At 64.3% G+C, this 20,852-nt stretch carries 20 protein-coding genes and 1 tRNA gene; 11 read left to right on the top strand and 10 right to left on the bottom strand.

What is annotated here, in order from left to right; genetic code table 11:
• Positions 1-12 precede the first annotated feature (12 nt).
• The 6 genes from AB8841_RS11065 to AB8841_RS11040 form a co-directional block, all read right to left on the bottom strand.
• Entirely contained in the window at positions 13-747 is a 735-nt protein-coding gene (locus tag AB8841_RS11065) for an ABC transporter ATP-binding protein (protein ID WP_370435906.1), read from the bottom strand.
• Entirely contained in the window at positions 740-1,492 is a 753-nt protein-coding gene (locus AB8841_RS11060) for an ABC transporter ATP-binding protein (RefSeq protein WP_370435905.1), read from the bottom strand. Before AB8841_RS11060 ends, AB8841_RS11065 begins: the two co-directional genes overlap by 8 nt.
• A gap of 1 nt (position 1,493) precedes the next feature.
• Positions 1,494-2,516 carry a branched-chain amino acid ABC transporter permease gene (locus AB8841_RS11055; protein ID WP_370439244.1) on the bottom strand — a complete coding sequence of 341 codons (1,023 nt, stop codon included), beginning with the start codon at positions 2,514-2,516 and terminating at the stop codon, positions 1,494-1,496.
• Positions 2,517-2,547: 31 nt separating this feature from the next.
• Positions 2,548-3,402: a branched-chain amino acid ABC transporter permease gene (locus AB8841_RS11050; protein ID WP_370435904.1), complete on the bottom strand. Its 855-nt coding sequence runs from the start codon at positions 3,400-3,402 to the stop codon at positions 2,548-2,550.
• A 63-nt stretch (positions 3,403-3,465) separates the two neighbouring features.
• The gene (locus AB8841_RS11045) at positions 3,466-4,641 is read right to left on the bottom strand and encodes an ABC transporter substrate-binding protein (protein ID WP_370435903.1); all 1,176 of its coding nucleotides are present in this window, start codon (positions 4,639-4,641) and stop codon (positions 3,466-3,468) included.
• A gap of 176 nt (positions 4,642-4,817) precedes the next feature.
• The gene (locus tag AB8841_RS11040) at positions 4,818-5,840 is read right to left on the bottom strand and encodes a Bug family tripartite tricarboxylate transporter substrate binding protein (protein ID WP_370435902.1); all 1,023 of its coding nucleotides are present in this window, start codon (positions 5,838-5,840) and stop codon (positions 4,818-4,820) included.
• A gap of 187 nt (positions 5,841-6,027) precedes the next feature.
• On the opposite strand from AB8841_RS11040, the gene AB8841_RS11035 reads away from it, so the two are divergent.
• Both AB8841_RS11035 and AB8841_RS11030 read left to right on the top strand, forming a co-directional pair.
• Positions 6,028-6,915: a LysR family transcriptional regulator gene (locus AB8841_RS11035; protein WP_370435901.1), complete on the top strand. Its 888-nt coding sequence runs from the start codon at positions 6,028-6,030 to the stop codon at positions 6,913-6,915.
• A 242-nt stretch (positions 6,916-7,157) separates the two neighbouring features.
• The gene (locus tag AB8841_RS11030) at positions 7,158-8,120 is read left to right on the top strand and encodes a catechol 2,3-dioxygenase (RefSeq protein WP_370435900.1); all 963 of its coding nucleotides are present in this window, start codon (positions 7,158-7,160) and stop codon (positions 8,118-8,120) included.
• A 350-nt stretch (positions 8,121-8,470) separates the two neighbouring features.
• Here the strand turns inward: AB8841_RS11030 and AB8841_RS11025 are convergent, their stop codons facing one another.
• Together AB8841_RS11025 and AB8841_RS11020 are read right to left on the bottom strand one after the other, a co-directional pair.
• Entirely contained in the window at positions 8,471-8,752 is a 282-nt protein-coding gene (locus tag AB8841_RS11025) for a DUF2218 domain-containing protein (RefSeq protein ID WP_370435899.1), read from the bottom strand.
• A gap of 112 nt (positions 8,753-8,864) precedes the next feature.
• The gene (locus tag AB8841_RS11020; protein WP_370435898.1) at positions 8,865-9,056 is read right to left on the bottom strand and encodes a hypothetical protein; all 192 of its coding nucleotides are present in this window, start codon (positions 9,054-9,056) and stop codon (positions 8,865-8,867) included.
• Between the two features lie 672 nt (positions 9,057-9,728).
• On the opposite strand from AB8841_RS11020, the gene AB8841_RS11015 reads away from it, so the two are divergent.
• From AB8841_RS11015 to AB8841_RS10990, 6 genes are all read left to right on the top strand, one after another.
• On the top strand, positions 9,729-10,193 hold the full coding sequence (locus AB8841_RS11015) for a Tat pathway signal protein (protein WP_370435897.1): 465 nt from the start codon (positions 9,729-9,731) through the stop codon (positions 10,191-10,193).
• A 10-nt stretch (positions 10,194-10,203) separates the two neighbouring features.
• A complete protein-coding gene (locus AB8841_RS11010) occupies positions 10,204-10,890 on the top strand; it encodes a MotA/TolQ/ExbB proton channel family protein (protein WP_370435896.1) in 687 nt (228 codons plus the stop codon).
• Positions 10,890-11,333, top strand: a complete 444-nt coding sequence (locus AB8841_RS11005) for an ExbD/TolR family protein (RefSeq protein ID WP_370435895.1) — start codon at positions 10,890-10,892, stop codon at positions 11,331-11,333. The genes AB8841_RS11010 and AB8841_RS11005 overlap by 1 nt, the downstream gene beginning before the upstream one ends.
• Before the next feature lie 38 nt (positions 11,334-11,371).
• Entirely contained in the window at positions 11,372-12,241 is an 870-nt protein-coding gene (locus AB8841_RS11000; RefSeq protein ID WP_370435894.1) for a TonB family protein, read from the top strand.
• Positions 12,242-12,485: 244 nt separating this feature from the next.
• Complete coding sequence (locus tag AB8841_RS10995; RefSeq protein WP_370435893.1) at positions 12,486-14,711, top strand: PAS domain S-box protein; 2,226 nt, start codon at positions 12,486-12,488, stop codon at positions 14,709-14,711.
• A gap of 223 nt (positions 14,712-14,934) precedes the next feature.
• Positions 14,935-17,667 carry an AMP-binding protein gene (locus AB8841_RS10990; protein WP_370439243.1) on the top strand — a complete coding sequence of 911 codons (2,733 nt, stop codon included), beginning with the start codon at positions 14,935-14,937 and terminating at the stop codon, positions 17,665-17,667.
• Here AB8841_RS10990 and AB8841_RS10985 read toward each other — a convergent pair.
• Positions 17,626-17,702: transfer RNA gene (locus AB8841_RS10985), tRNA-Arg, on the bottom strand. The genes AB8841_RS10990 and AB8841_RS10985 overlap by 42 nt on opposite strands.
• A gap of 608 nt (positions 17,703-18,310) precedes the next feature.
• Between AB8841_RS10985 and AB8841_RS10980 the strand changes: the two genes are divergently transcribed.
• Complete coding sequence (locus AB8841_RS10980; protein ID WP_370435892.1) at positions 18,311-18,523, top strand: sugar phosphorylase; 213 nt, start codon at positions 18,311-18,313, stop codon at positions 18,521-18,523.
• A gap of 74 nt (positions 18,524-18,597) precedes the next feature.
• Here AB8841_RS10980 and AB8841_RS10975 read toward each other — a convergent pair whose 3' ends face one another.
• The gene (locus tag AB8841_RS10975) at positions 18,598-19,356 is read right to left on the bottom strand and encodes an outer membrane protein (protein ID WP_370435891.1); all 759 of its coding nucleotides are present in this window, start codon (positions 19,354-19,356) and stop codon (positions 18,598-18,600) included.
• A 736-nt stretch (positions 19,357-20,092) separates the two neighbouring features.
• Between AB8841_RS10975 and AB8841_RS10970 the strand changes: the two genes are divergently transcribed.
• A complete protein-coding gene (locus AB8841_RS10970; protein ID WP_370435890.1) occupies positions 20,093-20,356 on the top strand; it encodes a hypothetical protein in 264 nt (87 codons plus the stop codon).
• Positions 20,328-20,669 (top strand): hypothetical protein, encoded by a 342-nt coding sequence (locus AB8841_RS10965; RefSeq protein ID WP_370435889.1) that lies wholly within the window; start codon positions 20,328-20,330, stop codon positions 20,667-20,669. Before AB8841_RS10970 ends, AB8841_RS10965 begins: the two co-directional genes overlap by 29 nt.
• Positions 20,670-20,852 lie beyond the last annotated feature (183 nt).

Below are 20,852 nucleotides of genomic sequence, written 5' to 3'. Positions count from 1 at the left end.
CCGGTAGTGTTTTCAGTGATTGGCGGCCCGGCGTGGCGTCTTCCTGGCCGTGACTCCCAGGTGCTGTTCGAGGGGCGCGGGATTCTCGATCAGGGATCGACTCGATCCGGCATGAACGATCGTACCGCGATCGAGGATGACGGCGCTATCCGTCACGCCTAGGACTTTCTGGGCATGCTGTTCCACCACGATGGCCGACATGCCTTCGTCCCGGATGATGCGCTTCAGGGCCGCCAGCAATTCGTCGACGATGATCGGAGCAAGCCCCTCCGTGGGTTCGTCGAGCAGCAGGAGCTTCGGGTTCAGGACGAGCGCCCGCGCGATCGCCAGCATCTGCTGCTCGCCCCCCGAGAGCTGGTTTCCCATATTGGCGCGGCGCTCTTTCAGGCGCGGGAACATCTCGTAGACGCGGGACACCGTCCAGAGGCCGTGACGGGCCACGGCGGTCAGATTCTCCTCGACCGTCAGCGACTTGAAGATGTTGCGCTCCTGCGGCACCCAGCCGATGCCTGCGAGCGCCCGCATGTCCGGACGCAGGCCCGTCACGTTTCGGCCTGCCAGCGCGATGGTTCCACCCCGGTGGCGCGTCACGCCGATGATCGTGTTGAGCAGGGTGGTCTTGCCGGTTCCGTTGCGCCCCAGAACCGCAAGGGATTCGCCGGGTTGCAGGCGCAGATCGATCCTCGTGATGACGATGGCCTCGCCATAACCCGCCGACACCTGCTGCAGATCGAGAAGGTCACTCATCGACGCTTTCTCCGAGATAGACCGCGCGCACGCGCGGATCGGACGAGACTTCCGCGACGGTGCCTTCGGTGAAGAGCGCCCCGTTGACGAGAACGGAGATGCGGTCGGCGAAACTGAAGACGAGATCCATGTCGTGTTCGATGAGAAGCACGGAGACGTCGCGCGGCAGGGCCGCCACCGTGGCGAGCAGTTCCTGGCGCTCCGCCTCCGGCACGCCGGCCGCGGGCTCGTCGAGAAGCAGCACCCGCGGGCGGCACGCGAAGGCGACGGCGATTTCGAGAAGGCGCTGCTTGCCGTAGGCCAGGTTCGACGTGCGCTCGTCGAGCACGTCGGTCAGACGGAAGCGCTGGGCGATCTCGGCGATCTCGTCCACGATCGCGCGATGGCTGCCCGTGACGCGCCACCAGTCGCGCCCTCCCCCCATGCGCTCCGATACGGCGAGACCGATAGTCTCCAGGGGCGTCATCGCCGGAAAGAGCTGGTTGATCTGGAACGTGCGGGCCAAGCCCTGCTGGACCCGGCGCTCCGGCCGCATGCGCGTGATGTCGGATCCCGCCAGTAGGATCTGCCCCGAGGTCGGCGTCAGCACTCCCGTGAGAAGATTGATGAAGGTCGTCTTGCCCGCACCGTTCGGGCCGATGAGAGCATGGCGCGCGCCCTGCTCCAGCCGGAACGTGACATTGTCGGTGGCCACGAGACCGCCGAAGCGTTTCACGAGGCCTCGGGTTTCGAGAGCGGCCGCCATGTCACACCTCCCGCGCCGTCGTGGCCGGCAGGGCCTGTGCCTGCTCGGCGGGTTGCGCCTTCGGACGTGGCCGCAGGGCCTTGATCGAGCCCGTCAGACGCTCGCGTCCCACGAGCACGAGCACCACCAGGATCAGCCCGATCCAGAACTGCCAGTATTGCGGCGTCCAGGCGGAAAGGATGTCCTGCAGCACCTTGAACCCGATGGCGCCGAGAAGCCCGCCGTACAGATAGCCGACACCCCCGATCACCAGAACGAGCATGATATCGGCGGAGCGGTGGAAAGCGAGCACGTCCAGCGACACGAACTGGGTGGTCTGCGCCAGGAGCCCTCCGGCGACGCCCGCGTAGGCCGCCGCCAGCGTGTAGACCGCCACGAGGCGGCGATTGACCGGAATGCCAACCGCGCGGGCGCGAAGCGGGTTATCGCGGATCGAGCGAAGCGAAAGCCCGAACGGCGAGACGACGATCCGCCGCGCGATCACGAAGAGCACGAAGGCCACCGTGAGACTGTAGGCATAGGCCGTCGTTCCGAAGATGTCGAACTCGAACCGGCCGAGAACGGGCCCCATCGTGATGCCCTGGAGACCGTCGGCGCCGCCGGTCAGCCAGGAGGCCTGGTTGGCGATCTCTCCGAGCAGAAGCGCGACGCCGAGCGTCACCATGAGCTTCGTGAGGTCGGTTCCGCGCAGCACGAGAAAGCTCGTGACGAAGCCCAGAAACGCGGCCGCGACCGCGGCGGCCGCCAGTCCCAGCAGCGGATCGGTCCAGCCGTGCTTCGCCACGATGCCGGCCGCATAGGCGCCCAGTCCGAAAAAGGCCGCGTGGCCCAGGGACACGATTCCGGCATAACCCAGGATCAGATCGAGGGAGACCGCGAACAAGCCGATGATCGCGATCTCGTTGAGGATGAGATGGCGTTCGGGCAGGAAGAACAGGGTCGCGGCCGCGACGGCCCAGAAGGCGATCTCGGCGACGCCCCAACGACCCTTCCGAACCAGGCTCCTGCGGACGAAATCGGTCATGGTCGACGAGGGCGCGGCCTTTGCAGTCGGATCAGCGTGCACGGGCGAAGAGTCCTTGCGGTCGAAGAATGAGAACGACGATCATGAGCGTATAAATGACGAATGCCCCCAGGCTCGGGACGTAATATTTGCCCGCCACGTCGGCGATGCCGAGAATAAGAGAGGCCAGGAACGGACCGGTGATGCTCGTCGTTCCGCCCACCGTGACGACGATCAGGAAGTAGATCATGAATTTCAACGGGAAGGTCGGATCGAGCCCCAGGATTTCCGCACCGAGCGCGCCGCCGAGCCCCGCGAGGCCCGAGCCGACCGCGAAGGTCGCGGCGAAGATCAGGCTCACATTGATCCCGAGCCCGCGGGCCACCCGCGGATCGTCGACGGCGGCCCTGAGGCGGCTGCCGAAGCGCGTTCTGGTCAGGACGAGCTGCAGCGCGACGACCAGGATCCCGCAGACCGCGATGATGAAACTGCGATAGAGCCCGACCTGGATGCCGAACAGATCGACGCGCCCCTGCAGCCAGGAGGGCAGCTGGATCAGCTGCTGCTGAGAGCCCATGGCGTAATCGACGGCGGCCACCGCCATGAAGACCAGGCCGATCGAGAACAGCACCTGGTCGAGATGGCTGCGGGCATAGAGCTGCCTGTAGAGGGTGCGCTCGAGCACGAGCCCTGCAAGGGCCGGAACGATGAAGGCGAGCGGCAGCGTCGCCAGGAACGGCATGCCGTAGCGATTCATCAGGACGGCGGTCACGTAGCCGCCCGCCATGGCGAAGGCCCCGTGGGCGAGATTGACGAAGTTCATCAGCCCGAGGGTCACGGCCAGCCCGCAGGCCAGGACGAAGAGCAGCATGCCATAGGCGATGCCGTCGAAAAGGATGGTGAGCACGGGGTCTCCGAAAATGCTGACGGAAGCGCCGCCTTCGCGGCGGCGCTTCCGTCCGTTGGTCGATCAGTTGGACTTGGCGGCCTTGACCGGGTCCTTGACGTTCGGAATGGTGGCGAACTCGACGTTGTAGAGCTCGCCGTTCACCCGCTCGACCTTGCGCACATAGATGTTCTGGACGATGTCGCGGGTCTGCGGATCGATCGCGACCGGGCCGCGCGGGCTCGTCCAGCTCAGGCCCTTCATGGCGGTGATCAGCGCTTCGCCGCCGGCCCCGCCGGTCTTCTTCAGGCCCTCGTAGATCAGGTGCATGCCGTCATAGCCGCCCACCGCCATGAAGTTCGGCCGCATGCCGTTGTTGGCTTTCTTGAATGCCTCCACGAAAGCCTTGTTCTCCGGGCTGTCATGCGCCGTCGAATAATGCTGGGTGGTGATGGCGCCCAGTGCGACATCCCCCATGCCGTTGAGGATATCGTCATCCGTCACGTCGCCGGGGCCGATCAGTTTGATGCCGCTCTTGTCGAGGCCGCGCTCGACGAACTGCTTCATGAACTGCGCGCCGACGCCGGAGGGCACGAACACGAAGAGCGCATCGGGCTTGGCATCGGCGACCTTCTGCAGGAAGGGCGAGAAGTCGGGGTTCGCCAGCGGCACGCGCAGGCTCTCCACCTGACCGCCCTTGGCCGAGAAAGCTCCGGAGAACGCCTTCTCGGCGTCGATCCCCGGTCCGTAATCGGAGACCAGGGTGACGACCTTCTTGATGCCGTTCGCCGAGGCCCATTCCGCCAGCGGCACGGTGGCCTGGGGCAGCGTGAAGCTCGTGCGCACGATATAGGGGGATGCCTCGGTGATCGTGGCGGTGGCCGCCGCCATGACGACGGCAGGCACCTTCGCCTGGGTCGCGAGCGGCGCGGGCGCGAGGGCGAGAGGCGTCAGCCCGAACCCCGCGATCACGCCGACCTTGTCGTTGACGATGAGCTCCTGCGCGAGCCGCTTGGTCACGTCGGCGACGCCCGTGTCGTCCTTGACGATGAGCTGGACCTTCTTGCCCGCGACCGTGTCGCCATTCTGCTGCATGTAGAGTTTCACGGCGGCTTCGATCTGCCGGCCGGTCGACGCGAAGGGCCCCGTCATCGGCAGGATCAGGCCGATCCTCATTGCCTCCTGGGCCGATGCCGCGCCCCCGAGAGCCAGCATGGCCAGAGCGGCACCCGCTGCGCTCAGAACAGTTCTACGTCGCATGGTTCTTCCCTCCCTCTTCGGCATTTCCTGCCTTCTCTTTTAAAATCCGCTGCATCGCGAGATGCCGCAACCGGTAGAGAGTGCCGGGCGCAAAGCCCTTCGGCCCCGTCGGGACATGTTCTCCCCCGGCCATTCCTTGAAGGCCTCGGGCCGAAATCAGCCCGCTCTTTCGCAGGCTATTCGGCCTTGATCCCCGTTCGCTTTACGAGATCCCCCCAGCGCGCCATTTCCTTCGTGATGTGCTCGCGGAACTCCTGCGGAGTATTGGTCCAGACTTCGGCGCCTTCAAGAGACAATCTTTCGGCAATCTCGGGAGCCGCCATCGCGGTCCGGATTTCGGCGTTGAGCGTCTCGATCACGGGTTTCGGCGTGCCGGCCGGCGCCAGGATCCCGTACCATTGGGACGCCTCGAACCCGGGATAACCCGATTCCGCGACCGTCGGGACCGTGGGAGCCGCCTTCAGGCGCGACGATCCGGAGACCGCGAGGGCGCGCATCGTGCCGGCCTCCACATGCTGGACGAGATTGGGCGCTCCCGTGAAGGTGAGCTGCACGCGCCCGCCGAGCAGGTCCGTCACGGCCGGCGCGGTGCCCCGATAGGGCACGTGGGTCATGGTGATGCCGGCCCGGTCGGCAAGGGCCACCATCGCGATATGGGCGGCGCTCCCGATGCCGCCCGACGCGTAATTCAGCTCTCCGGGCTTTTGCTTGGCATAAGCGACCAGCTCCTGAAGCGTCCTGGCCGGAACATCCGGATGGACGACGAGCATGTTGTGCACGTTCCCGATGCCGCTGACGGGCTCGAAGCTCTTCAGAGGATCGTACGGAAGCTTTGGATAAAGGGCCGGGTTCACGGCCAATGTCCCGATATGGCCCATCACGAGCGTATGCCCGTCGGCATCGGCGCGAGCCACCGATCCCACGCCGACGGAGCCACCCGCCCCGGGTCTGGATTCGACGATGACCGGAACTTTCAAGGCGGTCTCGAGCCTCTGCCCGAGAAGCCGGGCCAGGATATCGGTCGATCCACCGGGCGTGAACGGAACCACCAGAAGGATGTTGCGGCTCGGATAGGTTTGCGCCGCAGCCCGCCCCGGGCGCAAAGCGGCCGCGGCGCAGACCGCCGCTCCCCGAAGGACGCCGCGGCGCGTCATGTCCGGACGGATCGACCCGCGGGACGGGCTCGGGCTGTCGGTCATAGCAAAGTCTCCTCCCACGTCGCCCCGCGTCTTCGCGCAGGTTCATGGCGTTGTGGCTTCACCATCAGCACGCCAGCAAACGCGACCTGAAGCAAATGGTTTATTTTGCACTATTCATGAATATAACTCATGCTGCTATTGGGGCTCGATCGTCCCCCGATGAGAACGGCCCCTGCCGGAGCTTGGTATGCGTATCGATTTTCTGGGTCTTCACGCTTTCGTCGCCATCGCCGAGCGCGGCAGCTTTCAGCATGCTGCGGCCCATCTGAACCTGTCGCAGACGGCCCTCAGCCATCGCATCCGCAAGCTCGAGGAGGATCTCGGCGTCAAGCTCCTGTCCCGGACGACCCGGGAGGTTTCGCTGACCCAGGCCGGCCTCGGCCTCCTGCCCAAGGTGAAGGAAACCATCGAGGGCCTGGCGGGCTCGCTGGACGAACTCCGCCGGGCGGGACGCAGCCGCCAGGAGACCCTCGCGATCGGCTGCCTTCCCACGGTCGCATCCGGGCGGCTGCCGCAGGCGCTGCAGTGTTTTCAGGAACGGCACCCGGACGTCTTCGTCCGCATCTACGACAACTCCGCCTCGGAGATCGCCGAACTCGTCCAGTCGGGCGCGGTCGAATTCGGCATCACCATGGTGGCGGCCCATCGATGGGACTTCGATATCGAGCTGCTGATCAAGGATTCCTTCGTGCTGGTATGCCCGAAGGACCATCCCCTGGCCTCGCACACCTCCCTGAGCTGGTCGGATATCGCCGAGGAGCCCCTGATCAGGATCAGCGCCCGCGCCGGCAACAGGATCATCATCGACGACGCCCTGGGGAGCCGGCGCGAGTCTCAGTGCTGGCGCTTCGAGGTCCAGCACATCCAAACGGCCGTCGCCCTGGTCAGGACCGGCGTCGCTTTGACGGTGGTGCCGCGCCTCTCCATGGATACGGTCGACGAGCGCGGTCTCAGGCTGGTCCCCTTGAAGAATCCGAGCGTGACCCGCCAACTCGGCATCGTCTCGAAGCGCGGGGTTCCCCTGTCCCCCCTCGCCGATGAATTCCGAAGGATCGTCGTCCGGACCTTCGCGTGAGGCACGGCACCTGCGGCCGCGCGATAAGGGGCAGACGCTCATGAATCGAATTCACGGAAGGTGCCAAAAAAGCCATTTGTTACATCCTGCGGCATCGGGCAGGTTGAGGCGCTTGACGATTGCGTGTCCCCACACGACGACATCGGGTTTGGAGAGACGAAAGAACCGTTCTCGCGCTCTCGACCCGCCCGCCCGACTTTGGAGGAAACGCGCAACAGGACTTCCTGAGAAGGACATTGAGAATGCCGCCCGAACCCGTGCTCGATCTTGCCCATCTGAGCCATCTTGAAATGCTCACGCCCAGGCCGGACGAGAGCCTGCGTTTCTTCGTCGATGTCATGGGAATGACGGAGAGCGGCCGCCAGGGAGATTCCGTCTATCTTCGCGGCTGGGACGATTACGAGCATCATACCTTGAAGCTCACGGCGGCGAAGAAGCCCGGTATGGGGCACATGGCTTTCCGCACGCGCAGTCCGCAGGCGCTGGAGCGGCGCGTCGCCGCCCTGAAGGGATCCGGCTACGATATCGGCTGGACGGATGGCGATCTCGGCCACGGACCGGCTTTCCGCTGCCAGGATCCCGACGGCCACGCGATCGAGCTCTATTACGAGACTGAATGGTATGCACCGCCGCCCGAGCTGAAGCCCGCCCTGAAGAACCAGGCGCAGCGCTTCCCGGCGCGCGGCGTCAACGTGCGCAGGCTCGACCACGTCAACTGCCTCGCATCCGACGTCCGGGCGAACCGCATCTTCTTCGAGGAGTATCTGGGATGCCGCCTCACCGAGCAGATCGTCATGAATGACGGCACGGAGGCCGGCATGTGGATGACGGTCACCAACAAGAGCTACGATTTCGCGTATACCCGCGACCATACGGGAGCGAAGGGACGCTTTCACCACCTGACCTATGCCCTCGACAGCCGCGAGGACGTCCTCAGAGCAGCCGACATCTTCCTGGAGGCCGGCGTCCCGATCGAATCCGGCCCGCACAAGCATGCCGTGCAGCAGACGTTCTTCCTGTACGTCTACGAACCGGGCGGCAACCGCGTCGAGGTGTGCAACGCGGGCGCACGCCTCATCCTGGCTCCGGATTGGAAGCCGATCGTCTGGACGGAGGAAGAGCGGAAGAAGGGCCAGGCCTGGGGCATGAAGACGGTCGAATCCTTCCACACCTACGGAACCCCTTCCGTCGACGCGAGGGAGTGAGCACTGGCCGGCGTGCGTCAAGAGGCCGTCAGGCGAGGCGAGCGCATTAGTGCATCGTGCGGACCCAGCGGGCCGCGCTACAGCGTCGGGCGTGAAATCGAACTCACGTCCGACGCTATAAGTCTATGGTCTTGAGCATCTTTTCACGCAAAATCGGTTCCCACTTTTGCGTTCGATGCTCTAGCGAAAAGTGGATCCGGTATTCGCTGACGCGGCCCTTCGGGTCCGCCCGAACGATGCTCTCATTCAAGGAGGAAGCATCGGATGGGTCCCAAAAGTGCAAATCCACTTCCCGTGTCCGATGCTGTAGCTCCGACGGAGATGTCGCGAGCGTCCGGGGTTCATGGTCATCATGTCCACCGGTATTCGAGGGCCTCCCTGAATGCGAAACGGTTCAGATGCTCCTCGAGAACCCGGCGCATCCGATCCCGTGTTTCTTCGTCCGGCACCCTGAGCCTGATCCGAAGACGATCCGGCGCGGCCGTGAGCTCGGCCTTCCGGTCCTCGGCAAAGATAATCGTGCTCTTCGTCTCGTCGAACGTCACGACGAATTTATGCGACCAGTGCTTGCTCAGCTGCTGCAGGTATCGGCTCGCATTCGCCGTGGCGACCTCGGCTTCGGTCGAAACCATGTCTTTTGATCCTTCTTCCTGAGTGATGGCGGACACGTGGCACACCGTCAGGAACGGCAACCCGGGACGAGGCAGGCCCTTTCCCGCAGAGTACCAGAGGACGGAACGGGTTTCACAGCCCGCGAAAGCCGGCGATGCCCTCGTCGCCGATGCCGGGATCCGTCGGCCGCTCCCGTTCGAGCCTCTCGATCTTCTGCTCTGCAAGTTTGGCCAGCACACTGTCGGGCATCGAATCCCTGAGTTCCCGCACCGCGTCCTTGATCTCGCTGATGGAATGAGCCGCAACAGGCAGGGCTTCGTCCATGATCGAACTCCGTTCCATAATCATCGGCATGGCTCCACTTGGTTCGATGCAATCGCGAAAATCCAACAATGTCCCGGTGGATGGCCGGGTGGCTTGCGGGCCGCCAATTCCTTGAGGCCCCGAAGCCCTCATTGCCCATCAGCATGTGAGCTGAGGATTCGACGGCCCGCCGCTTCGTCATGAGCCTAGGCGTGCCGGAGCAACGCCATGCTTACAGTCGCATTACAGATCTGTAATGGATCATCGCTGTCCTGGCGGTGCTCTCGGGCACGTGGCGGCCTCCTTCATAAAAGAACTTCCATAAACGAACGTCACGGCTCGGCGGCAGGCGGCAGGCGGCAGGCGGCCATCCCACCTCGAGAGGCAGCCATTTGCACAACAGACCGGGCCCGACGGAGAAGAAAAACACTTTGAAGCGTTTATAAAGAAGCCATTCCCACTCGAAACTCAAAGCAGTAGAGGCTTTTTTAGAATAGATCTGACTTACTCTCAAAGCCTTGATCTTCCTATCTTCTTTCAGATATCTCCAGATTGTCGCCGACTGATCTCGATCGGACGGCCTGCGATTGATCGAAGTTGCCGACGAGTTTTTGCGATCGGCGCCTTTACTGGAGGCTGCATCCGGGCGCTCGCCGCATCCGAGATGCTTGCCGGTCCAAGGAGATTGTGGCCATGCGCTGGAACAGGCGGAATGCCGTGACGTCGACCATCAGGGGGGCTGCCTGCATCTCCGCGATCGCCTGCTTCAGCACCATGACGGTCGCCCAGGAAGCCTCGAAGGGCGCGACGCCCCTGCGCGTCGAGCTGAACAAGATCGAAGCGGCCGGGGAAAACTGCCGCACCTATTTCATGATCGACAACCGGCAGCAGGAATCCTGGCGTTCGCTCAAACTCGATCTGTTCGCCCTCGACAAGGACGGCGTCGCCGCCAAGCGGCTCGCCGTGGAAGTGGGCCCCGTGCCGGGCAGCAAGAAACTCATCAAGCTCTTCGACTTCCCGGGCCTGAGCTGTCCGCGGATCGGGAGCGTCCTCCTCAACGACGTCGTGGCCTGCGACGGTGCAGCCTCCTCGCGGGAGGAGTGCCTGGCCGCCATCGAAACGGCGTCGAAGATCGACGCCGTCACCTTTGCCAAGTGAGGATCGCGCCATGGATCAGATCGCTGCCGCTCCCTCGCATGATCTCTCTTTCCTGAGCCTCTTTCTGCAGGCGGACCCCATCGTCAAAGGGGTCATGATCCTGCTCGCACTGGCATCCCTGGGCTGCTGGACCATCATCCTGGACAAGCTCCTGCGTTTCATGACCATCCGCCGGCAGGCGCGCGCCTTCGAGACATCGGCCCGCGCCGGCGCCAAGATCGACCCGCAGATGCCCGGAACCAGCGGTCGCATCGTGGCGGCAGGCTACGAGGCATGGCGCGATCAGGACGCCTCGGAAACCCGCGCGGAACGCCGCGAGCGGATCGAGCGCGCCATGCGCGGGGCGCTCTCCGTCGATCTTCGGCAGCTCCAGGTGGGTCTTGCCTTTCTGGCCACCACCGGCTCGGCCGCTCCCTTCATCGGCCTGTTCGGCACCGTCTGGGGTATCATGAATTCGTTCTCGGCCATCGCGTCGAGCCAGGACACGAGCCTCTCCGTGGTCGCTCCCGGCATTGCGGAAGCTCTCTTCGCCACCGCCATCGGGCTCGTGGCGGCGATCCCCGCCGTGATCGCCTACAACAAGCTCACCACCGATCTCGGACGCCTTCAGCAATCCTTCGCGGCGGGGATCGCCTCGCTCGGGGATCGTCTGGCCCGCGACCGCAAGCTTCACCTCCGATCGGAGGCCGCCGAATAATGGGCATGGGACCGCTCCGCACGACGGATTCAGGGGACGAGTTCACCGCAGCCCCTCTGTCCGAGATAAACGTCACGCCCATGGTCGACGTGATGCTCGTGCTGCTCATCATCTTCATGGTCGCGGCGCCCCTCATGACGGTCGGCGTTCCCGTGCAGCTGCCGAAGACCGCCGCGCCGAAGGTTTCGCAGCCGAAGCAGCCGGTCGTCGTCACCATCGACGCCCAGGGTCAGCCCTTCCTCGACAAGGAGCCGCTGGCTCCCGAGGCGGTCATGCCGCGCCTGAGGGATCTCGCCGGCGCCGATCCCACGCAGGTCGTTCTGGTGCGCGGGGACACAGCCGTGCCTTACGGGCGCATCGTCGAAATCATGGGCCAGATCAATGCAGCGGGCTTTCAGAAAGTCTCGCTGATCGCGCAGGCGCCCGGCGGGTCCAATCGTTAAGCGGCCGCCATCCCATGTTTGCTCAGAGCACAGGATCGATGCAGGAGTCGGGCCGGGTCGGCCTGGCATTTCTGACGGCGCTCGCCCTCCATGCGGGGGTGCTGCTGGCGGTGGCGCTCTGGCAGTCGCAGAAGGCCGTGAGTCCGCCCGGCGAGCAGCAGATCACCATCGATCTCGCCCCCGCCATGGACAATGTCGAGTCGGTCGCGCCGGCCGAGGTAGCCGCGCCCGAGGTCCAGCCAGTCGAGGCCGAGGCGCTGCCCGTCGAGGACGTTACCGAAGACGTCACGGAGGACATGGTCGAGGAGATGGCCGAGGACCCCCTCTTGGAGCTGACGGAGGCGACGGAGGTCGAGGCCGTGCCTGCGGAGGAGAGCCTTGCGCCCGAGGCCGTGCCGGCCCTCGACCCCGCAGATGCTGTCGTCGCCCAGCCGATCGAAGAGAAATCCGCGCCCAAACCCGTGAAGCCCGCACCGCCCAAGGAGGTGGAGCGCAAGCCCGTGGCCAAGCCGCGCCGCGTGACGGCGGAGCGCAGCCCGCCACCTGCCGATCCCCACCGAGGGCAAGCGTCATCCTCGCGCGAGAATCTGCAAGGAGCGGCCGCGTCGGCGGATCCGAACGTGCTCAACCATTATGTCGCAAGCGTTGCAGCCTCTCTCCGCAACCGCCTTCGCTATCCCGATCGGGCACGCAGCCAGAGCACGACCGGGATCGCCCTCGTGCGGTTCTCCATGGATCGCTCGGGACGGATCCTCAGCGCCGCCCTCGTCCGCAGCGCGGGGCACCCCCTGCTCGACGAAGCGGCCCTCGCGGCGGCGCGTCCGGGCTCGTCTCTTCCCGCGGCGCCGGATGCCCTGCCGCAGCAGCAGTTCACCTTCACGGTCCCTCTGCGCTTCAATCTCCGCTGAAGGGAAGCCGGCGCTCCTCTTCAGCTCCGAAACCGGGTCTGCGACCGGAGCGCGATCTCCGGAGTGTCCCGCCAGGTTGTCCAACCTCTCCTCCCTCGGATCCCGGCAGCATTTTAGGCTTTCGCCCGATAGCCAGAATTGTTGTATCGTTATATAGAAAGAAAATTCCCCCTGAACCGGGAGTGATGATGGCTTCCCCGAGCGCAATCCCGTCATCGGAATGGCAATGACGTCTGGATCGGCCGTGACCCTGAATTCCTACGAAAGCGCGGAGAGCGCCGCACCAACAGAGCCTGGCTTGCCCGGGACGGCTTTCGGGCCGGCTACGGCGGAAAAGCGCCTGGCCGACATCCTTGAGGGAATCGGCGATGCGTTTTGCGCCCTCGACCGCAACTGGCGCTACATCTCCGTCAACCGGGCCGCCGCGGCCTATTGCGGCAAACCGCAGGACGCGATGCTGGGAACGATGATCTGGGACGCGGTTCCCTGGACCGATGGCGGCGATCTCAAAGCGCGCTGCGAGCAGGTTCTGGAAACGGGCGTCCCCGCCATCTTCACGACGGCATCGGCACGGCTTCCGAACAGGATCTGCGAGGTCCGCCTGTTTCGCTACGGCGACGGCCTTGGAGTCCAGTTCAGGGACAGGACGGGCGAGAGCCGGACGGAAGAGGCTCTGCGCAAAAGCGAGACCCGGCTTCGGCTGGCCATCAATGCAGGCCGCCTCGCGGTCTGGGAATACGATGTTCCGGGGAGGGTTCTCCATCCCTCGCGGGAGCTCAGGATGCTCCTGGGATTTCGCCCGGACCAGGACCTCACCACCCAGGAGCTTCGAAACCGGTACCATCCGGAGGATCGGGAACGCCTCGGTGCGATCGCCGAGGACGCGGTCTCCCGCGGTGAGAGACACTTCGATGCCGAGTTCCGGTTCTGCTGCGGGGACGGCATCTGGAGATGGTTCCTTCTGCGAGCGGAGATCCTCTTCGAAAAGGCCGCTCCGGTCCGGATGATCGGCGTGCTCCTGGACATTACGGATCGCAAGGCCGTGGAGGACGCCCTTCGCGAGAGCGAAGCAAGGCTGATGGCGGTGGCCGACAACATCCCCTTGACGATGATCTACCAGATCGTGAGCTCCAGGGACGGATCCCAGCGCAGGTTCGTCTATGTCTCCCGCAGCTGCCGGCCGGTGAACGGCGTGGCGTCGGACGACGTCATGAAAGACCCATCTCTTCTCTACCAGCTGGTTCTGCCCGAATACGTCCCCGTGCTCGCGGCGGCCGAAACGGCGGCTTTGCGCGACCTCCAGCCGCTGGATGTCGAGATCGCGATCCGTCACGCGCGAAGCGGCGAAATCCGCTGGTGCCGGCTCATCTGGGCCCCGCGCCTCTCATCCGAAGATGAAGTGATCTGGGACGGCGTGCAAATCGACGTGACCGAGCATCGGCGCGCCGAGGATGCGGTCAGGGCCAGCGAAGAGCGTCTCAGAAAGCTGCTGGAGCGCATGCCCGTCGGGGTGACCCTGGCAAGGCTTCCGACGGGCGAAATCCTCTTCCAGAACGCGATGGCCGTCGATCTGCTCGGGCAGCGGGCGGCGTTCCTTCAGGATCCGGGAGAGGCAAGGTTCGAAGCGATGCGCCGCGGCGGGGCTCCCCGTAAGGAGCAGGAATCCGTCATCCGGACCATCCTGCGCGGCGTAAGCGTGGATCAGGACGAGGTCGTCTACCGCCGGGCGGATGGCCGGACCATGAGCCTGGTGGTCAGTTCCGCGCCGGTCGAAGGCATCGGCAGCGAGACCTTGGCCATGAGCACGTTCTACGACGTGACGGAGAGAACCCGCGCCGAGGAGCACCTGCGTCTGCTGATCAACGAGCTGAACCACCGGGTCAAAAATACCCTGGCGACGGTCCAGTCGCTCGCAGCTCAAAGCCTCCGCGAGGTCCGGCTGTCGGACGAAGGCACGGCACTCGCCGCAAAGAGCGCCTTCGAGGAGCGCCTCTTTGCGCTGGCTCGGGCTCACGACATTCTGACGCGGGAGAACTGGGATACCGTCAGTCTCGTCGATCTTCTCAGGCAGGCGATCGCCCCCTATCAGGGACGATTGACCGGCAGCGATCCCTTTCGGTTGTCGGGGGCCGACATCCGCCTGCCGCCTCAGACCGCTCTCAGCCTTTCCATGGCCTTTCACGAACTCAGCACCAATGCCGTCAAGCACGGTGCCTTGAGCAAGCCCGGAGGGCGGGTCGAGATCACCTGGACCGAGCGCCCGTCCGGAGACAGTCCCTGTCTTGCCATCCGCTGGGAGGAACGTGACGGTCCTGCCGTCTCGCCCCCGCTCCGCAACGGCTTCGGAACCCGCCTTCTCGAGCGCGGCCTGGCCCGCGAACTGAATGGCGATGTTCGCCTTTGCTACGCGCCGACAGGGGTCGTCTGCAGCATCGATTTCCCTTTGAGAACGTTGCCCAAGCCGTCGTGACCGGGCCGCCCCGAGTTCCATCCGCTGAGGCCCGAGCCGATGGAACTTCAGACTTAATCGGAGGATAAACACCTCGATTGGTGCCTTGATGGGATGATCATCAGCCAAATGGGATGATGATCACCTCTTCGGGAGTATCCACGGGAGAAAATCGCGCACTAGGACGTTCTTCACTATCCGTGATCAGCCGCGTGCTTGGCATGTAATCCGAAGGACGGCCTCGGTGACGAGCGAGAACCATAACCTGCGGGCCGCCCTGGCGTCCTCTGCCCTGTTGACGCCGGATCGTGCGCCTGCCGCGGAGGCGCAGCTGACTCTAGGCCAGGTGATCGGCCGGCTTGCCGCCCTGCAACCGCAGAATCCGGCCATTCTCACTCCCGGTTTTGCACCCTTGAGCTATCTCGACCTGCAGAGCCGGATCGACGAGGTCCGCAGCCGGCTGCGTCGCGGTGGACTGTCCCACCGCGCCCGGATCGGGGTGCTGCTGCCGAACGGGCCGCAGGCGGTCATCGCCATCGTGGCCATCGCCTGTGCGGCCGTGGCCGTACCGCTCGATCCAAGGCTGACGACCGCCGAGCTCGATCAACGCGTTGGGGCTCTCCGGTTGGACGCCCTCCTGGTGCTGCAAGGCAGCCATCTCGAGCTGCGGCTGGCGGCCGAACGGCGCGACCTCGCCATTATCGAGGCTGCACCCAAAGGGGGTGACCGGCTCAGCCTGGACCTGAACGTTCCGGATTCCCGCTCCCCCGCCCCTGACGGCGAGCCCGCGCCCCACGACCCGGCCTTCATCCTGCAGACATCCGGAACGACCGGGCGCCAGAAGCTGATCCCGTTCAGTCACGCCAACATGCTGGCAGCGGCGGCCCGGCTTCAGGCTTGGTTCGGGCTTACGCCCCAGGACCGCTGCCTCAGCGTGTCGCCGCCCTTCTACTCGCATGGCCTGAAGGTGACGGCCTTCACGCCCCTGCTCACCGGCGGAAGCATCGCGCTTCCAGCGGATCCCTCCTCGGTCGATCTGACGGAGTGGTTCGAGACGCTTCGCCCGACCTGGTACTCGGCAGGGCCGACGCTCCACCGTGCCGTGCTGGACAAGGCCGTCGCGATCGCGGATATCGCCGCGAGGCACGCCCTGCGGTTCATCACCTCGGGCGGTTCGCCGCTCCCCCAGGCCGTGCGCGAGAACCTGCAGACAACCCTGAATGTGCCGGTCCTGGAGCATTACGGCTCCAGCGAGGCCGCGCAGATCGCCGCCGATCTGCCGCCGCCGGGTCCGAGCAAGCCGGGAACCTGTGGCGTGCCCTGGCCTGGAACCGTGGCGATCGTCGACGAAGCGGGACTTCCCCTGCCGCACGGCAAGCAGGGCGAGGTCTGGGTCCGCGGCCCCACCCTGATCGCCGGCTATCTGGATGATCCTGAACTCAATCGATCCGCTTTCGTCGACGGCTGGCTGCGAACGGGCGATCTCGGCAGCATCGACGAGGACGGCTTTCTCTCCCTCCATGGGCGTCTGACGGAAGTGATCAATCGCGGAGGCGAGAAGGTCTCACCCGCCGAGATCGATCATGCGCTCCTGCGCCATCCGGCGGTGGCGGAAGCCGCCGCCTTCGCGGCTCCCCATCCCCGTTACGGCGAGGATGTCGCTGCGGCCGTCGTCCTCCATCCCGGCGCGTCCGCCGAACCGTCGGACCTTCGCCTGTTCCTCGAAGACAAGCTGACACCCTACAAGATCCCACGCACCATCCTGGTCCTGGAACAGCTGCCGAAGGGGATCACCGGCAAGGTTCAGCGCCGGCAACTGGCGGATCTCCTCACGGCAGGCTCGGACGAGGCCAAAGGGTCCGGCGTCCCGTCCGACTGCGCACGCATCCGGTGGCTCGAGCGCGAGTTGCTGGAAATATGGCGCAGGGTGCTCAAGCTGGAGGACCTGACGGTCGACGACGACTTCTTCGAGCGCGGGGGCGACTCCCTGCTGGCCGTCGAGATGTTGCTGGAGGTTGAGAGAACGATCGGCCTCCTGCTTCCAGCCTCGGTCCTGTTTCAGGGCGAAACCATCCGTCTCCTCGCGCCGAAGATGGCTCGGCAGATCCATGCCCCCGAAGGTCCTTGCGCCGTGTTCAATGCCGAGGGCGACCAGCCTCCTCTGTTCTTCTTCCTCCACGGCGATCTGGATACGGGCAGCCTCCTGGTCCGCCGACTGGTGCATCTGTTGCCGCCGGATCAACCCATTGTCCTGATCGAGCCCCATGGCTCGCGCGGCGGGCCCGCTCCCCGGTCAATCGAGGACATGGCGGAGGAGCGCCTGCAGCTGATCCTGGAGCGGCAGCCCACCGGACCGTATCGGATCATCGGTTCATGCAAGGGTGCATTGGTCGCGTTTGAAGTGGCTCATCTGTTGACGCAGGCGGGCCAAAGGGTCGAGTTCGTGGGATTGGTCGATATCCCCACCACCAGCGCGCATGTGCCCATGCGTCTTGCCCTCTCACTGGTCGACCATGTCGCGCCACCTGCGGCGCTCGCCTGGGTCTACGAGCAGATGAACCGGTACGAGAGGCTGCCGAAGATGCCCTGGGGCCAGCGACTGGCCAGGTCAACGGCCCTTATGGCCAAAGGGCGGGGCGCCTCCGGCGCTCCCTTGTCGACCCTTAACGAAATCTACACCCCCCTCATGGCCCGCTACAGGCCCCGGCCCTTGGCCGTGCCGGTGGTGTATTACGCAGCCGAATTCGACGGGCGCAGATGGCGGCGGCTCAGCCCTGACCTTACGGTCGTTGAGTTGCCCGGCAAGCACAACCTCTGCATCTCGGTAGGGGCTGAAATCTTGGCCGGAGATATCCGGCAGCGCTTCGGTGCTCTGGCCCGACACCAGCCGACCACGGCGATCGGCATCATGAAATCTGCGATCATCGCGAAAGACTGGCGATCCCGGGAAGACTCGAACTTCCGACCTTCGGTTTAGGAAACCGCTGCTCTGTCCTGCTGAGCTACGGGACCGCTGAGAGAAGGGGATTTAGCACGGTCACCCCCGGGGGACCAGACCCTTGTGGAGGAATGCTCCTCATGCGGGCTGCACCGTCGCGCTGAAGTCCGGTCCGGCGGCATGTTTTTCCGTTCGACCATATGGAGCGTGCCGGTCTCCTCTCCGAAATGGCCTGCCGTTACGGTAGAAGACCGTAACGCTTCGGTTAGGCAAAGCCCGAAGCCTCGTCATCGACATAGGGGCCATCGGGACCTGAATGCTTCGCGGCCTCCGGCATGCGAACTGGAGGCATGAGGTGCCCGTGGGACGTGTCCGGCCGCACGACAGAGGGCTGCGGCGTGTCGGGCCTCTCGGGTCCGGGACAGCCTCCCATCGGTACTTGTACCCCCACGAACCCGCACGGGCCCATGCCGTGACGGCTCCGGCGGCAGCCGTGATGCCGGATGCGACCCACGCGAGAGCATGATGTCTTTTCATGACTCATCGCCCATTGTTGCGCGACCGGCCCGCCTCCTCTACTCCTCTCTATAGTCCGAAGAATGACCGATTGAGCACGAAAGCGCCACGCTTGCCGGAACTCCCTTCCCGTGGATCGGTTTGTGACAGGAACCGGAGGCATTCCATGGCTCAGACCCTGCGTGATTTTCTCAGGAAAGTTGAAAATCTTCCCCCCGACACCCTGCTCTGCGTTGCGGAAGTGGATGAGGCTTTCGCCACGCATGTGGAGGAGTTCGAGATCGTCGAGAATGCCAAGCAGCAGACCAAGAGAACCGAGGGACTGGAAGCCGTCGAGCTCGGCAACGGCCATCAGACGGTGGTGGTGATCCGCTGGTAGTGGCCCCCTTTCAGCCGAGCGATCGGTAGAGCCATACCGGCTGCGAGCGTCATGTCAGATGAGAATGGGTGTCCTCATCTGAAGTTGTAACGGACCCCCATCCGGACTTCATGTGCGCCGATCGAACCGACATCGACCCCGGTGCCGTCGCCATAGGAGCGCGTCTTCACATCGCCGAGGCTGACATAGCGGTAGCCGAGATCGAGCGTGAAGTTCGAGGACATCTGATATCCCAAACCCGCCATGAGCGCCCAAGCGAAATTGAAGGAATCGCCCCCCGCCAGACGCTCCGTCACCTCGTCTCTCGTCGCCGCATCATAGGTCGTCAGCATGTGGCGGGAGAGCACGTTGTGCGCCACCCCGATACCGGCGCCGACATAGGGCGTGAACCCCAGGACGGGCCTGAAATCCAGATAGCCGTTCACCATGAACGTCGAGGTCTGGAAGGCCGCCCGATCCGTGATCGATGCCGTGGCGAGGGTGGGGGCAGGAGCGATCCCTTTGAACCGGGCATCGAAGGCATGATCCAGCGTCAGATCCAGCCGGACATTCGGGTTGAAGCGATACCCCACGCCGGCACCGATCACGGCGGCATTGCCCATGGTCTCATGCGTGAAACCGGCGGTGAAAGGCTGAACGGCGAAGTCTGCCTCGGGACGCTTGTAGTCGACATAGCCGACCTCGCCCCGCAGATACCAGCCGAGAGCGGTCTCCCTCGTTTCCCGCAGGACGGGCGTCGGAGCAAGGAAAGTCTGGGGCAGGTCGGCGGCCAAGGCGGCCGACCCCGTTGCTGCGCAAAGGCCTGTCACGGCCACGATCCTGATCACGTTCATAGGAATTCTTCTTCACTCAACGAGTCACTGATGCCGCTGCGACATCGTGCAGCAACGTTATGATGAAACGATTCATGTAAAGGGAGAGTTAAGCTTAATGCTTGGTACGACCATGGTCCCTGAACGAGACTGGGGACTGGCGGCGGCCACACTAACCGGAGGCACATTTCGTCAGTTGTTTGCATAAAAAAGCATTTCGCGGGCCGCAAGTGCCTTTCAGGACGGTGTCCTGGTTGGGAAAGGGAACACTGCGCCCGAAGATAGCCGGGGCTTCCCGGGGAAGATGCTGCGGAGTATGAAGCGATGCCGAGCCTGTGCGATTTAGCAATTGGCCGCATGCAATGTTGCAAAGTTCGCGTGCTATCGCGACTGCACTCTCGTTACGGAAGCTTTCGGAGGACCCGGTGTCTTGCGATCCCGCTACCTTTCTCGACCGCCAGCTCTAAATCCTTGAACCAATGAAGAGTTTCCCATCCGGATTCTGTAACGTAATTTAGGCAGAAGCGAGTCCGGGCATGATTTGTAATATTGACTACACCGCTCCCGGTCATAGTCCAGCGTAAGACCTTCGCAATTCGAGCTTTCCGCGACGCTCCCCGTCGTGGAACGCCCGTGTTTACTGCTGGCGTTTTTAAACATTATATCGTTGTATCCACGAAACGATCTCTAAGCTCCGTTAAGCGCGCTGCGGCTCCCATTGCCAAAGCCCGCTCCCCGGCGGCATTGCGATCGCCCCATGCACAAGCACTGGAGAAGGCCATGCGTACAGGTCACGCCCCATCTGGTCCGCCCCGCGAAGCCGGGACAGCCCCTGCGCACGCCGCTCGATTCCGCAAAGCCCAGCAACGATGCGGAGTTCTTCCTGCTCGGCAACCTGGAAGTCAGCGGCGACATGCGCCGCCGCTTCGTCGAGGGTACGGGCGTCGTCGGACCCTACGGGCATATCGTCAACCTGAAGCCGGAGCAGAGCAATGCCCCCAAGAAAATCGTCAAACGTTAAGCCCTGCCTCATCGCCTGCGCGACGCTTCTGCCGGTGCTCGCTCTTAGCGCATGCGCGGATTACGTGAAGCGCAGCGATACGGTCACGGCCTCCGCCGGAGATGCCCTAGCCTTCGACAAGGTCGTGCATATCGACGATCCCTGGCCCCCGAATTCGGGCAACACCCGTCTCACCGCAAACAGTCAGCGCGTCGACAAAGCGACGAAGCGTTATCTCGGTGGCGGTAGTGGCGGCGGTCCCTCCGGGGCCTCGATCACCCTCGCGCCCCAGGCTCCGGCGCCCGATCAGACAGCATCGCGCTCCGGGCAATAGATGTGTGTCGAAGCGGACACAAACCCCAAAAGCGCACTCCCGCACAGGAAAAGCGCTGATGGCGCCCTCCCGGGCCTGGAGTATCGTGCGGAGAAGTGGGAACCAGTTTTTCGCGAAGAACGATGCTTCATCAAAGAGGGAGCAAGCATTCCGATCCCGTCAGAATGCAATTTGCTCTAGCCG

Origin of the sequence: Microvirga sp. TS319 (assembly GCF_041276405.1) — a bacterium.
Lineage (GTDB): Bacteria > Pseudomonadota > Alphaproteobacteria > Rhizobiales > Beijerinckiaceae > Microvirga.
The sequence above is the reverse complement of the archived record's forward strand: the minus strand, read 5'-3'. Positions and strand labels throughout refer to the sequence as shown.

Excerpts from the sequence above, each read along its gene's own strand:
- AB8841_RS11065 (WP_370435906.1), bottom strand. The coding sequence starts at position 747 with ATGAGTGACCTTCTCGATCTGCAGCAGGTGTCGGCGGGTTATGGCGAG.
- AB8841_RS11060 (WP_370435905.1), bottom strand. The coding sequence starts at position 1,492 with ATGGCGGCCGCTCTCGAAACCCGAGGCCTCGTGAAACGCTTCGGCGGT.
- AB8841_RS11055 (WP_370439244.1), bottom strand. The coding sequence starts at position 2,516 with ATGACCGATTTCGTCCGCAGGAGCCTGGTTCGGAAGGGTCGTTGGGGC.
- AB8841_RS11045 (WP_370435903.1), bottom strand. The coding sequence starts at position 4,641 with ATGCGACGTAGAACTGTTCTGAGCGCAGCGGGTGCCGCTCTGGCCATG.
- AB8841_RS11040 (WP_370435902.1), bottom strand. The coding sequence starts at position 5,840 with ATGACCGACAGCCCGAGCCCGTCCCGCGGGTCGATCCGTCCGGACATG.
- AB8841_RS11035 (WP_370435901.1), top strand. The coding sequence starts at position 6,028 with ATGCGTATCGATTTTCTGGGTCTTCACGCTTTCGTCGCCATCGCCGAG.
- AB8841_RS11030 (WP_370435900.1), top strand. The coding sequence starts at position 7,158 with ATGCCGCCCGAACCCGTGCTCGATCTTGCCCATCTGAGCCATCTTGAA.
- AB8841_RS11025 (WP_370435899.1), bottom strand. The coding sequence starts at position 8,752 with ATGGTTTCGACCGAAGCCGAGGTCGCCACGGCGAATGCGAGCCGATAC.
- AB8841_RS11020 (WP_370435898.1), bottom strand. The coding sequence starts at position 9,056 with ATGGACGAAGCCCTGCCTGTTGCGGCTCATTCCATCAGCGAGATCAAG.
- AB8841_RS11015 (WP_370435897.1), top strand. The coding sequence starts at position 9,729 with ATGCGCTGGAACAGGCGGAATGCCGTGACGTCGACCATCAGGGGGGCT.
- AB8841_RS11010 (WP_370435896.1), top strand. The coding sequence starts at position 10,204 with ATGGATCAGATCGCTGCCGCTCCCTCGCATGATCTCTCTTTCCTGAGC.
- AB8841_RS11005 (WP_370435895.1), top strand. The coding sequence starts at position 10,890 with ATGGGCATGGGACCGCTCCGCACGACGGATTCAGGGGACGAGTTCACC.
- AB8841_RS11000 (WP_370435894.1), top strand. The coding sequence starts at position 11,372 with ATGCAGGAGTCGGGCCGGGTCGGCCTGGCATTTCTGACGGCGCTCGCC.
- AB8841_RS10980 (WP_370435892.1), top strand. The coding sequence starts at position 18,311 with ATGGCTCAGACCCTGCGTGATTTTCTCAGGAAAGTTGAAAATCTTCCC.
- AB8841_RS10975 (WP_370435891.1), bottom strand. The coding sequence starts at position 19,356 with ATGAACGTGATCAGGATCGTGGCCGTGACAGGCCTTTGCGCAGCAACG.
- AB8841_RS10970 (WP_370435890.1), top strand. The coding sequence starts at position 20,093 with ATGCACAAGCACTGGAGAAGGCCATGCGTACAGGTCACGCCCCATCTG.
- AB8841_RS10965 (WP_370435889.1), top strand. The coding sequence starts at position 20,328 with ATGCCCCCAAGAAAATCGTCAAACGTTAAGCCCTGCCTCATCGCCTGC.